Origin of the sequence: Clostridium sp., from assembly GCF_029267215.1 — a bacterium.
GTDB lineage: Bacteria > Bacillota > Clostridia > Clostridiales > Clostridiaceae > Sarcina.
Window position 1 is genome coordinate 16,638 of record NZ_JARIDH010000064.1, and the last position, 13,871, is coordinate 30,508.

Here is a 13,871-nt window from a genome sequence, read left to right on the forward strand (position 1 = left end):
AAAAAATTTTAGTAAAAAAATAATTTTAATTGCAAAACAAATTAATTAATAACAAGGAGAGTTTATAAATGAATAATAAAATTTTTAAAAAATTTAGTATTTTTATGTCATTCTTATTTATATTTATGACAGCATCAATATCTGTATTTGCAGCAACACCAAGTATTGCTAAAAATTCCCCAACTGAAGGAACTATAACAATAACTAAAAAAGGTGCTGAATTCACTGCCTACCAGCTATTAAGTGCCACTCAAAGCGGAGATGCTTATGAATATGCACCAACAAGTGAGTTTAAGAACTTTTTTAATAACCAAAAATATACTATAGATTCAAAAACTACTTACACTATAGAGAACCTACAAAAATTAACACCAGATCAAGTAAAAGATTTAGCTGTTAATATACATAAATATGTTCTTGAAAATAATATAAAAGGAACAAATTTATTACAAGGACAAAAAACAAAAGTTAGTTTAGGATACTACCTAGTAACTGAGACATCAGCAAATTCTGAAGGTCCTACTGTTGCTTCTACTCCAATATTAGTATCAGTACCTCAAGTTTTAAATAATGCTTGGAATTATAATGTAACTATTAATCCTAAAGATAATAAACCAGCTTTAGAAAAAAATATAATCGTTGATGGTAAAAAAGTTAAAACTTCTTCAGCAAATATTGGAGATGTTATAAAATACGAAGTTAATTCAGTTATACCATCATATGCATCAAATGCAACTGGTATAAAATACACTTTTACAGATACTATGAGCAAAGGCTTAACATATGATAAAAATGCTGGCTTTAAAGTAACTTCAGGAGATAAAACTTTTGTAGAAAACACTGATTATACTGTAAAAACTTCAACAGATTCAAATAAAAATACTGTTATAACTATAGATTTCAAATATGATAGCATAAAAAATTATGCTACTAAAGGATTAACTTTAGATTATCAAGCTACTTTAAATAGTAATGCTGTAGTTAGCACACAAAATAATAATGGTAACCCTAATGATGTTGACTTAGAATATACAAACAATCCTTTCGTTAAAGATAGTTATAAACATTTAAAAGATCATGTTACTACTTATACTTGGGGATTTGGAGTACATAAAGTTGATGCTAACGACATAACTAAAGATTTAGCAGGCGCTGAGTTCTCTGTTAAAGACTCAAATAATAAGGTAGTTGGAAAATATACATATAATAAAGATGGTCAAGTAATATTATTACCTGGTACTAATGGAACAACTGATAATAATGGAAATGTTACTTTCACAGGATTAAAAGAAGGTAATTATTTCATAACTGAGGAAAAAGCACCTGCAGGATATTCTATATTAAAGAAACCAGTAGAAGTTACAATAACACCTAAAATTGAAAATGGTAATTACACTGGGGCTGCTAGTATTTCAGTAACTAATGGAAATGAGGCTGCTTCAATTTCAGATAATATTACTATGGATAAAGATGGTAATGTATTATTCAATGTAACTATTAAAGATTATGCTGGATTCTCACTTCCTGGTACTGGTGGACTTGGAACAAATGGATTCCTTAAAATAGGCTTAACTTTATTAGGATTAGTTGTTGTTTTAGGAGCAGGATACGTTCTATTAGACAAAAGAAAAAGAGCTTAATCTAGAATTAAACAAAATAAACAATATGCCTGATTAAATATAAAAAACTTCTTTTATTTGTTAAAATACTTATAAAAGAAGTTTTTTTATAAATTACAAAGGAGATTATAAAATTTAACTAGTATGAAAATTTTCAAAAAAATATATTTAACTCTAATCATAATAATAACAATTGTTGCTTTTGGTGTGTTACTCTATCCTAGTATATCTAATTATATAAACAACAAATATGCAGTTGATACTATATCACAGTACAAAAAAAAGATTGAAACTGCCCCTAAAAAAGAAGTTGATGAATCCCTAGAAAAGGCCAATATGTATAATAGGTGTATTGCTCAAGGATTTAGACCAAAGGGATTATTTAAAGATGGATATATGTTTGGATATGTTGATATTCCAAAAATAAAGGTAAATTTACCTATTTTTGAAGGTACAAGTAAAGAAATATTAAGAAAAGGTGTTGGAGTAATGGATGGAACCTCAATACCTGTGGGAGGAAACAACACTCATACTGTGTTAGCTGCCCACACTGGCTTAACCACTCAAAAAATGTTTACTGATATTGATAAATTAAAAAAAGGTGATTTATTTTTTATACATGCTTTTAATATTAATTTAGCTTATGAGGTATGTGATATTAATCTAGTAAAACCATCTAACACAAGTATAGTTAAAATTTACCCAAATAAAGATTGTGCAACTTTACTAACTTGTTATCCATATGGAATTAATACAGAAAGACTTTTAGTAACTGGAAAGAGAGTTCCTTATAATCAAAATAAAGAGGAATCTTCTAATTCAAATAATAATATAACTAGTAGCCTTGATAGTAACCTAAAAATAAGTTACAAGTTAAAATTACTTTTAATAATTATTATTTTAATGGTTCTATTTATATTCTGGATTATTTTTAAAAACCACAGGAAAAACTCAAAAAACAAAAAATTATCTTCTAAAAAATAAAAATTTATAACCAATATAAACTAATAAAAATAGCATCTGAATTTGATGCTATTTTTTTATTTTCTAAAATTCTTTTTAATTGCATAAAATTTATTTGACATCTATTAATAATAAGGTTATAATAAATTTACAGTTTGATTGTACACAATTTAATTTTAATAAATATTATTGAGGTATAATTATTAAATTAAAGATTTATCAATTTTTAGGAGGATTTTATTATGAAACAGAATGGAAATGAAATGATATTAAAATTACAACAAGGAGAATTAGATGCAGTTTTAGTTTATAAAAAACTAGCTGAATTAGCTAACTCAGAAGATGAAAAGAAAGTTTTATTAAGTATTGCTGCTGATGAAGGAAGACATGCTTCAATAATAAAAGAATATTCAAATGAAGTTTTAAGACCAAGTAGCAAATCTGCTGAAGAAATAGAAGCAGCCTATAAAAATTTAGGAAGAGAAAAAGTATTGGAAATGTTAATTGGGGCTGAGTTAAATGGAGGTCCAGTATATGAAAAACTTGGAGAAAGCTTCCCTAAATTTAAAGATATAGCTAAAGATGAAATTAAACATGGAAATTTATTAAAAAGTTTATTAAATAATTAGTATAAACACTAATATTTACATATACCCTCTTTATTATAAAAAATATATTATATAGAATAAGTGGCTATATTTACTTATACAGCCACTTTTAAATTATATAGTTAATCTATACAGTTTAATATTTTATATTTATTATAAACTAAAAATTTTATTCAAAGTTATATAAAGAATAGTTACCTCTCTAACTATTTTGAAAATGTATAAACATATGTGCTTAAACCTTTTCCTGCATCCCCTTGTTCTTTTATTCCTTTAAAGTTTCCTACATAATCTTTACCCTCTTTATTTGATAGGAATTTTCCTTGAACACCTGATGCAACAATCTTCCAGTTATCATCCTTATATGGAGTTAATGGAGATTTTGATTTTATATAGTCTGATAATATTTGTCTTGTTTCATCTTGTGAAAGATATACAAGTTTATCTCCTGATTTTAATCCTGGGAAGTTTCCCCCTCCACCAGCTCTATAGTTGTTAGTTACAACTAAGAATTCTTGTTTTGGATCAACAGCTTTTCCATTGAATGTTAAGTTCTCTATTCTATTTGTATTTTTATTTATTAAATTTCCATCCTTATCATATTTAGCTGGCTGAGTTATGTCAATATCATACTTAACTCCATCAATAATATCGAAATTAAAACCTGGATATTCAAGATTTATAAAATCTTGTGGCTCTTTCTTATTCTTATCTACCTGAGTAAATTGACCTGCACTCATCTCAAGCCAATCCTTAAGTTCAGCTCCATTAACCTTTACTACTGCAAGAATATTTGGGAATTTATATATATTAGATATATCTTTTATTCTAATATTTCCACTTTTTAAATTAAAGTAATCCTCTGCATTTATTCCACCTTCTGTTAAACCTGCTTTTAATGGCGCTGTAGCACATAATATTGGTAAATTTTTATATTTTGAAAGTGATTCATTTCCATTTTTTATTAATCCTTCAACATATTCTTTTTGAGAATCATTTATTAATTGCATTGGTGCTGTATCTGCGACTAATGAGAAATAACTATTTAAATCTTTAGTTATTTTTCCAACCGGTCCATTAACATATTTTTTAGTTGCTTCATGATATGGTTTTAAAAACTTAACTAAATTTTCATCATTCTTAACACCTTTTGCATCTCTATTAAATGTTTTACCATCAACTACTACCCATTTTCCATCTTTTTTATTCAGAGTTAAATCCATTATTCCTAATTCTTTTGCAAAATTAAGAGGTTGTACAGTTGGTGTTCCGTTCATTGTTCCTTTTTTAACATCTACATTTCCTAATTTCTCATACTTCTTATTTGGAAATTGGTCATGAGAGTGACCTGTTACTACTGCATCAATTCCATCAACTTTAGTTAATTCATATGCTTCATTTTCATCACCCTTATTATATTTTCCATCTCCATATCCACTATGTGATAATGCTATAATAACATCTGCTCCTTCATTCTTCATTTTAGGAACGAATTTTTCAGCTGTTTCTTTTATATCAGCAACTTTTACTTTTCCATCAAGATTTATCTTATCCCAATTTAATATTTGAGGAGGTACAAATCCTATAATTCCTATTTTAACATTTTGTTCTTTTCCATCAGAATCAATAACCTTTTCATCTATTATTTTATAAGGTTTAAATACATTAGTTTTTCCATCTTCTCTATATACATTCGCATTTACAAAAGGTATATCACTACTGTTAACTATATTTTCTAAATAATCTAGTCCATAGTTAAATTCATGATTTCCTAATCCACCAACATCATATCCCATTTTTTCTAAAGTCTCATATACTGGTGATTTTTCTCCTTTTTTAGGTGGATTAACTTTTCCATAGTAATCCCCTAAAGGTGTTCCTTGAATATCATCTCCATTATCAACTAAAACAACATTATCAATAGAATCATTTAAATTTGAATTAGGATCCACTTCTTTTTTAGCATCCTTTATTAAAGTTGCTATTTTAACCATACCTCTATTGTCTAATTCTGAGTCAGTATAATAATCATAATTCATTAAGTTAGAGTGCATATCAGTTGTAGCCAACACTCTTAATTTAACCGTTTTTCCATTTGACGCCTCTTCTTTGCCTTTATCATTTCCACAACCCCATAATAAAGTTGAACTCCCAACTAACTGAGCAACTAATATTGAAGCAATTATTCTTTTTCTTCTCAAAACCCACTCCACCTTTTTAAAATTTATTTATTTCTAAATTGAACTACTCTTTAATTATAATTTCAAAACAATTTTTTGAATTCGTTTTCATTAGAAACTGAAATAATTTATTAAAATCATTTTATTGTGTAAATATTTTAACATAAAGTTAATATTTTATCAATATATTGAAATTTTAACTTTAGTATTAATTTTTACTAAAACTTACTATTATAAATTAAACCATTTACTATTAAATCTAAATAATTATAGCCCATAATTTAATAAAAAAAGATGATTTCTCTTAATTACAGAAATCATCTTTCTTTAATATTTCATATTTTTTTAACTTTTCTTACAAAAATCATATTTATTCATACTATTAAGACTTTTTATTTTAATATCTAATCTTCTTTATCTTTGAACTGACTATTATAAAGAGTTTCATAATAACCACCCTTTTTCATTAATTCCTCATGAGTTCCCTGCTCTATTATATTTCCTCCATCCATTACTAAGATTAAATCTGCGCTTTTTATTGTTGAAAGTCTATGAGCTATAACAAAGCTTGTTCTACCTTCCATTACATTTTCCATAGCTTTTTGAAGTAATAATTCTAATCTAGTATCAACAGAACTTGTTGCCTCATCTAAAATTAATATTTCTGGATTTTTTAAAATTGCTCTTGCTATTGTTAGAAGTTGTTTTTCTCCTTGTGATATATTAGAAGCCTCTTCATTTAATACCATATCATATCCATTAGGTAGTGTTTTAATAAAATGATCTACATTAGCAATTTTAGCAGCTTCCATTACTTCTTCTTTAGTGGAGTCAAACCTACCATATTTAATATTATCAAAAATTGTTCCATTAAATAACCAAGTATCTTGAAGAACCATACCAAACATGCTTCTTAAATCATCACGCTTCATATCTCTAATATCAACACCATCTATTTTTATAGCCCCTTCTTGGACATCGTAAAATCTCATTAAAAGATTTATAAGTGTTGTTTTACCTGCACCTGTTTTTCCAACTATTGCAACCATTTGTCCACTTTTTACATCTATATTTAATTTTTCTATTAATCCCTTTTCCTTGTTATATGAAAATTTTATATTTTCAAACTTGACATTTCCCTTTGGATTTTCAAGTTTAATTGCATTTTTTGGATCTTTTACTTCCTCTTCTTCATCTAAAAATTCAAAAACCCTGATAGCCGCTGCCACTGCTGATTGAATTGATGATGATAATTGAGTAACTTGAGAAAGAGGTTGATTTATCTGCCAAATATATCTTATGAAAGCTTGTAAATTCCCCACTGTAATTGCTCCACTTATTGCAAATATAGCACCAACTATACCAATTGTTGTTATTCCTAAATAAGTTACTAAACTTATTAAAGATGACATAATACTTGATATGAATTGGGCTTTAAATCCAACTTGGCACAAATTTTCATTAACTTCCTTAAACTCTGTTAAAGCATCATCTTCTTTTCCATATAACTTAATTTCATTAAATCCAGTGTACATTTCTTGTACTTTCCCATTTAAATTTCCTAATGCTTTTTGTTGCTTATTAAATAATTTTTGAGATTTTTTTACTATTAATTTAGTTATAATAATACTGGCTGGTATTATTAATGTAGCTAATAATGCTAATTTTATATTTATTGAATACATCATTATAAGTGCTAAAGTAACTGATAATACTGCATTTATAACTTGTACAAAACTTTGCTGAAGTGCATTAGCTATGGTATCTACATCATTTGTAATCCTACTTAAAATATCTCCATAACTATTATTATCAAAATATCTTATAGGAAGTCTATTAATTTTATTTTCCACTTCATTTCTAATATCCTTCATTGTATTTTGAATTGCATTAGTTAATAAAAACCCTGAAATAATAGTAGATCCTGTACTTGCTATATAAATTAATAATAAAATAATCAATATTCTTATAATGTAACTAAAATTAACTGAAGCACCTACAACTCCTCTAAATAATTCCTCACAATCCTTAGTTAACTGTGTTATTATTAAGCCTTCAGTTCTTGGTGCTAATGCATTAAATACTGCTGCAGAAATTATAAATAAAATTGATACCAAAAAAGACCACTTATATTTACCAACAAAAGGAGAAATATTTTTAACTACTGATTTAAATTTATTCATTTTATAATTCCTCCTTTGAAAGCTGTGATGTGGCAATTTCATAGTAAATATGACAATTCTTTAATAACTCTTTGTGAGTTCCCATTCCTACCACTTTTCCTTCATCTAATACAATGATTTTATCTGCATCAATTATTGATCCTATTCTCTGAGCAACAATTAATACAACAGCTTCTTTTGTCTCTTTTCTAAGTTCTTTTCTTAAAATAGCATCTGTTTTAAAATCTAAAGCAGAAAAACTATCATCAAAAACATAAATATCTGGCTTTCTAACTATGGCTCTTGCAATAGAAAGTCTTTGTTTTTGCCCTCCAGATACATTTGAACCACCCTCAGTTATTAATTCATCAAACTTATTAGGTTTATCTGAAATAAATTCATAAGCTTGTGCAATTTTAGCGGAATGTTCTATTTCATCATGCTTTGCATCTTTCTTACCAAACTTTATATTACTTGATATACTTCCAGTGAACAAAAGAGTTTTTTGAGGAATAAATCCTATTTTTTCACGTAAATATTTTAAATCATAATCTCTTACATCCACCCCATCTATTTTTATTTCCCCTTCAGTAACATCATAAAATCTTGGTATTAAATTTATTAAGGTACTTTTTCCACTTCCTGTACTTCCTATAAAAGCAATAACCTGTCCTTTTTCACCTTTAAATGAAATATTTTTTATAACAGGTTCTTCTCCATTTGGATAGGTAAATGAAACATTATTAAATTCTATTGTTCCCTTATTCTCTGTTTCATTAACTCCTTTTTCAGGATTTTTTATTACTGGTTCTAATTCAAGAACTTCTTTAATTCTATTTGCTGATACCTGAGCCTTAGGATACATAACAAAAACAAGTGAAAACAACATTATTGAAAACATTGCATGGAACAAATACTCAGTAAATGCAACTAATTGACCTACTTCAAGTGTTCCAACATTTATCATTTTACTTGCTAGCCAAAATATAGCTATAATAGCTAAATTAAGTAAGAAGAAAAATAATGGTTGAGAAGCTATCATAAGTTTATTTAACTTCTTAGAAACATTTGTATATTCTTCATTTGTTCCATTAAATCTATTGCTCTCATATTTTTCATTACAGAAAGCTCTTATAACTCTTATTCCTGTTAAATTTTCTCTAGATATTCTGTTTAGCTTATCTAAATTTTTCTGCATTTTCTCTGATAATGGCTCAGAAGTTCTAGCAATTATAAAAACACCTAATATTATTATTGGAATTACAACTGCCAAAACTACTGATAATGAAAAGCTTGTTCTAAGTATCATAAATAAACTTATAATAAACATTATAGGTGTGATTAAAGCCATTCTCAAAAGAGTATTGACAAACTGCAAAATAACAAATGGATCATTTGTAGTTCTTGTTATCATAGAAGAAACTCCAAACTTTTCATACTCTGTGTGAGAAAATTCTTGTGCTTTCTTAAAAATATCATTCCTGATATCTCTAGTTATACCTGTTGATATTCTAGATGAACAATAACCTAGTAATATAGTTCCAAGTGCACCTACTATGGAAATTACTATCATAACTAAAGCCATATTTTTTATATAGCCAACATTGTTTTCTATAATTCCTCTATCTATTATCTTAGCCATAATAGTTGGAATTCCAAGTTCAACTAAAGCAAAACCAAATACAGATATAAAATTTAAAATAAAAATCATCTTATAGTTTTTCAAATATTTTAATATAAGCCTCATAGAATCCTCCTCTCTCTTTATTATTAAAGTTATTATATACTTAAATTATTACCATATGTAAGTAAAAATTCAATTAATTTTAAATAAAAATAGGCTATACCAAAACACCTTTTTATAAGACTTAAAAAAAACACACTAAAAACTACTAGATTTCTCTTTATATTATTTTTAAGTTTTATTATATTTTGGTATAAACCTATTTATTAATTCTTAAATCATAATTAATCTATTTTAAAATCTATAAAACTTCCGCTACCCTTACAACTAAATTATTTCCACACTTAAATCCAGTTGTATGAAGTTTTAAAAATCTCTTTTCTTCATCATAAACATATTTTAATTCTTCATTGTTATCTAGCCATTTAATCTTTTTAAAGTTTTCCTTAAAATTTTTAAATCCTATTACATTAGGCCCCTCTCCTTTTAAAACAACATTTGAATCTCCTAGGTTATCTAAATCATGTATGAATAAATAAACTTTTCCTTCTTCTGTTTTTAAAGCAAAGTTTTTACCTTTGCTTTCTATTTCACATGGTCTTCCTTTATATATGGCTTCTCCATTTATGGCCATCCACTTTCCTATCTCCTCCAATATTCCCTCCTGAATCTTTGGAATACTTCCATCTCCATTTGGTCCTATGTTTAAAAGATAGTTTGACCCTACTTTTCTACAAGCACAAAGATTTTCTATTAACTCTTTTGTAGATTTATATTTTACATCTCTTATGGCAATTCCCCAATGCTCATTAAGAGGTTGACACATCTCACTTGAAATATACTTTCCTATGCTCCCCTTATCTCTAAGCTCTGGTAATCCTTGTTCAAAAGTAACACTATCAACTTCCTTATGACATATTTCTCCCTTATTACTAAGACCAGTATTATTTATAATCATTGCATTAGGTTGATATTTTCTTATAGTTCCATAAAGTTCATCTAACTTCCAATCACTACTAGGTTTGTCCCAATTTCCATCAAACCATAATCCACCAATTTCTCCATACTCTCTACATAAAAGTTCTACAGAATCTCTTAAATAATCTAAATATGCCCCTTCAAAATCCTTCTTATATCTTTCATCATACCAATCTACTGTTGAATGATATAAAAATGGCTTAATTCCATTTTCTCTACACCCATTTACAAACTCTAAAATTAAATCTCTCTTTGCAGCACTTCTATTCACATCTAAATTAGTTAATCCTCTTGAATCATATAAACAAAAGCCATCATGATGTTTTGTAGTAAGAATTATATACTTCATTCCAGCCTTTGAAGCTATTTTAGCTATATTAGATGCATCAAATTTATCTGCTTTAAATTCATCTAAAGACTTATAATAATCCTCATCACTTATTCCATAGTTAATCTTAGCCCATTCACCTTTTCCATGTATAGAATATAATCCCCAATGAATAAACATTCCAAAGGCCATTTCTTCAAAATCTTTTATTCTTTTTTCTGGTTTCAACATAAACTAATCCCCTTAATATAAATTATGATAACTTACTGATTTTTTAATATATTTTTATTCTGAAAATCAGTAAATATACTTAAATTAATAATAAAAGGTTCAAAATAACTAATTTATTAATTGCTTTGAACCTTTGTAAATCAAAATTTAACTATCTATATAACTCCATATTCTTTTAATAATTTTTCTATGTCAGTTCCTTTTACTTGTTTCATTAATACTCTCTTCAATAAAAATGGAAGATGAATTTTTGGTTTTTCACCATCTAATAGGCATGAACCAGCATTTAGTAAATAACGAATGTCATATCTTGATGCATATACCTCTGGCACTCCTTTTTCAACCCCAGTTAATACATAAACTGCCTCCATTGCTGTACGTCCTGAATATTCTATAGTAAAGACAGTATCTCTTCCTGGGTCATCTAAGGTTTCTGCAAATTGTCCAAGGAAAGCAAAGTTAACTGAGTTTTTAGGAACAACATATGGTCTATCTCCAAATTCACGTGGCATAAATTGAGAAGTTATAAATGGCATCATTACAGGAATTGCTGTACAAGATTTAGAAAGTTCTTCAATCTCATTAACTGGAACTCCTATATGGAATAACCATTCCTTTGTAATCTCTTTACCAGTACACTCTCTCATTGGCTTTTTAATATAATCACCATCAACATCTGAGAATAATCCATATATCCAAACAGCCACATCTTTTTCTGGTTGACCATAATATTGTTCTTGACGATTTATAGTCCAACTTAATAACCATGAAGAATCCACTGCTGTGACTATTCCCCCTGTTACAGTCTTTCCACCATATGGTGAACGTTTAGTTATTTTTTCAATATATTTTGGAACTCTTTCATCATGACAAGTTATTGTACAAGATTCCCAATTTGATTTTTCAGTATCAGTACAAAATTTATCTGGATTTCCAAATTCATAGGATTGTTTGGCTATATTTCTCCACAATTCCCAGCATCCCTTCGGTTCTTTATTAAATGGAGCTGGAGTATTGTCATCTCCATATCCAGACCCTTCTGTCATGGATCCATTAGTTATAAATACTAAATCATTTTCTGATAAATCTACAGAAATATCTTTTCCATTTTTATCTTTAGCAACTATTTTCTTAGCTACTTTTTTGTCTAAAGTTATATCAAATTCTACATTTTCAACATGGACTCCATAATTAAACTTAGCCCCATTTTCTTCTAAGAATTTAACCATAGGTTTTACAAAGGAAGTATATTGGTCATGTCTTGAAAATTGTAAGGCTGAAAGTGTTGGTAATCCTCCAACATGGTGTATAAATCTATTCATATATAATTTCATTTCTAAAGCACTATGCCAATTTTCAAAGGCAAACATAGTTCTCCATAATGTCCAAAAATCTGTATTTAAAAGTTCTTTAGAGAATATTTCTTCTATAGATTTATTTTGAAGTTCTTCATCTGTCATAAGAACAAACTCTGCTAATTCCCTAGCTAAATCCTGTCCAAGATTGAATTTACCATTGTCATATCTCTCTCCATTTTTATGAGTAATACGACAATTGCTATAGTTTGGATCATCATAATTTGTATAGAAAAAGTGGTCTAAAACTGACATACTAGGATCTTCAGTTGATGGAAGTGAACTAAATAAATCCCACAAAACTTCAAAATGATGTCCCATTTCACGTCCACCTCTAGCCACATAGCCTAGATTTTGAAGTACTTTTCCATCTAAAGAACCACCTGGAATATCCACCTGTTCAAAAAATGTTATCTTACTACCATCCATATGGGCATCTCTTATTAAAAAACATCCTGCTGCCAATGCCCCTATTCCAGTACCTATTAAATATGCACTTTTCTCCTCAATTCCTTTTGGTTTTCTAGTGTGAATTAGTGCATGGTAACTTCCATTTGTTAAAGTAAGTCTATCATCATGTGTTTTAATTCTCATAAAAATTCCCTTCTTTCATAAATCTAACAACAAAACTTAGCTTTTTTACACAACCCTTTAATTAATTTTTATTATTCACTAAGATTTTATTTTTAACTACTAAATATTTTTTAAGTAGCTTCTTTAAATTCATAGTATGCTCTTTTCCAAAATATTTCATTAGATAATTAAGAAGAGTGTTCAAAAATCAGACACTTAAGTAAAAATGCCTAAAAGTAAACTACTCACCACTTAGCTAAAGCTTAAAGTAGAAGCTTCTTAAGCAATATACCTAATATTACAAATTTACTTAATATAACCCTGTTATTCTAACCTTTTTTAAAACTATTTAACCCTTTTATGATTATTCTTTTTCTAAATTTTATTTAGTTTTTCACTACGCTTAAGAGATAATTTTATATTTCCATCAAATAAATCCCCTATTCTTTTTATGGTTTTATCTGGCTCTTCTTTCATTCCAGAAGAAATCCATTGAACAACCATCTCTGTAAGTGCACATTGATAGAATTTAGCTATTAACTTCATATCTTCTTCTGAAGCATTAATTCCATAACTAATCTTCTTAACATATCTCTCCATCATATTTCCTGAAACATTATAAATATAGTTAACAAGTTCCTCTCTTTGCATTGAATTATATACATGATAAACTACCTTCTTATTTTCTAAGGCAAATCTCGTTGCTAAAAGAAAACTGTCCTCCCAAGACATGGTATCATTATATTCATCTATAACACTTTGAAGCTCAGTTTGAAAAAGTTCAGATAAAAGTTCATAAATATCTGAATAATAATAGTAGAAAGTGTTTCTATTAATCCCACAAGCTAAAGCAATATCTTTTACAGTAATCTTATTTAGTGGTCTTTCATTTAATAAACTTATAAATACATTGCGAATCATTTTTTTAGTATATTGCTGAACCAAAAGAATCTCCCCCTTATAATTTCTATTAAGAAAATTATACCATTAACTCTATATTTTTTTATAAAATGGATATTCAATAGAAACTCTCTGCGAAATTAAGTAGGTCTTATGGGATAGCTAAAATCAACAATCTCTTAAAACAGAACTTAACTTAAGGATTATAAATAAAAAAATTGGGCTGTATCAAAATATAATAGTAAAACTTATCTTGATACACGCCCATTTTTATTTATGCTTTTTATTTG

General features: G+C 27.6%; 9 protein-coding genes. 3 read left to right on the forward strand and 6 right to left on the reverse strand.

Annotated features, from left to right (window positions below; translation table 11 throughout):
- Positions 1-68: 68 nt before the first annotated feature.
- The 3 genes from Q1K13_RS10800 to Q1K13_RS10810 all read left to right on the forward strand — a co-directional run bounded on the left by Q1K13_RS10800 (position 69) and on the right by Q1K13_RS10810 (position 3,211).
- Positions 69-1,640: a SpaH/EbpB family LPXTG-anchored major pilin gene (locus Q1K13_RS10800; protein WP_300350663.1), complete on the forward strand. Its 1,572-nt coding sequence runs from the start codon at positions 69-71 to the stop codon at positions 1,638-1,640.
- Positions 1,641-1,763: 123 nt separating this feature from the next.
- Complete coding sequence (locus Q1K13_RS10805) at positions 1,764-2,603, forward strand: class C sortase (protein WP_300350666.1); 840 nt, start codon at positions 1,764-1,766, stop codon at positions 2,601-2,603.
- Positions 2,604-2,824: 221 nt separating this feature from the next.
- Complete coding sequence (locus tag Q1K13_RS10810) at positions 2,825-3,211, forward strand: ferritin family protein (protein WP_300350669.1); 387 nt, start codon at positions 2,825-2,827, stop codon at positions 3,209-3,211.
- Between the two features lie 185 nt (positions 3,212-3,396).
- On the opposite strand, the gene Q1K13_RS10815 is transcribed toward Q1K13_RS10810, so the two are convergent.
- From Q1K13_RS10815 to Q1K13_RS10840, 6 genes are all read right to left on the reverse strand, one after another.
- Positions 3,397-5,391 (reverse strand): bifunctional 2',3'-cyclic-nucleotide 2'-phosphodiesterase/3'-nucleotidase, encoded by a 1,995-nt coding sequence (locus Q1K13_RS10815; protein ID WP_300350672.1) that lies wholly within the window; start codon positions 5,389-5,391, stop codon positions 3,397-3,399.
- 383 nt (positions 5,392-5,774) lie between these two features.
- Positions 5,775-7,553: an ABC transporter ATP-binding protein gene (locus Q1K13_RS10820; RefSeq protein WP_300350675.1), complete on the reverse strand. Its 1,779-nt coding sequence runs from the start codon at positions 7,551-7,553 to the stop codon at positions 5,775-5,777.
- Position 7,554: 1 nt separating this feature from the next.
- Positions 7,555-9,279, reverse strand: coding sequence for an ABC transporter ATP-binding protein (locus tag Q1K13_RS10825; RefSeq protein WP_300350678.1), 1,725 nt, complete (start codon positions 9,277-9,279; stop codon positions 7,555-7,557).
- A 238-nt stretch (positions 9,280-9,517) separates the two neighbouring features.
- Positions 9,518-10,753, reverse strand: coding sequence for an alpha-L-fucosidase (locus Q1K13_RS10830; RefSeq protein ID WP_300350680.1), 1,236 nt, complete (start codon positions 10,751-10,753; stop codon positions 9,518-9,520).
- 155 nt (positions 10,754-10,908) lie between these two features.
- Complete coding sequence (locus Q1K13_RS10835) at positions 10,909-12,702, reverse strand: oleate hydratase (RefSeq protein WP_300350683.1); 1,794 nt, start codon at positions 12,700-12,702, stop codon at positions 10,909-10,911.
- 354 nt (positions 12,703-13,056) lie between these two features.
- Positions 13,057-13,626, reverse strand: coding sequence for a TetR/AcrR family transcriptional regulator (locus Q1K13_RS10840; protein ID WP_300350686.1), 570 nt, complete (start codon positions 13,624-13,626; stop codon positions 13,057-13,059).
- Positions 13,627-13,871: the final 245 nt, after the last annotated feature.

Coding starts and splice junctions, on each gene's coding strand:
- Q1K13_RS10805 (WP_300350666.1), top strand. CDS start 1,764: ATGAAAATTTTCAAAAAAATATATTTAACTCTAATCATAATAATAACA.
- Q1K13_RS10820 (WP_300350675.1), bottom strand. CDS start 7,553: ATGAATAAATTTAAATCAGTAGTTAAAAATATTTCTCCTTTTGTTGGT.
- Q1K13_RS10830 (WP_300350680.1), bottom strand. CDS start 10,753: ATGTTGAAACCAGAAAAAAGAATAAAAGATTTTGAAGAAATGGCCTTT.
- Q1K13_RS10800 (WP_300350663.1), top strand. CDS start 69: ATGAATAATAAAATTTTTAAAAAATTTAGTATTTTTATGTCATTCTTA.
- Q1K13_RS10825 (WP_300350678.1), bottom strand. CDS start 9,279: ATGAGGCTTATATTAAAATATTTGAAAAACTATAAGATGATTTTTATT.
- Q1K13_RS10835 (WP_300350683.1), bottom strand. CDS start 12,702: ATGAGAATTAAAACACATGATGATAGACTTACTTTAACAAATGGAAGT.
- Q1K13_RS10810 (WP_300350669.1), top strand. CDS start 2,825: ATGAAACAGAATGGAAATGAAATGATATTAAAATTACAACAAGGAGAA.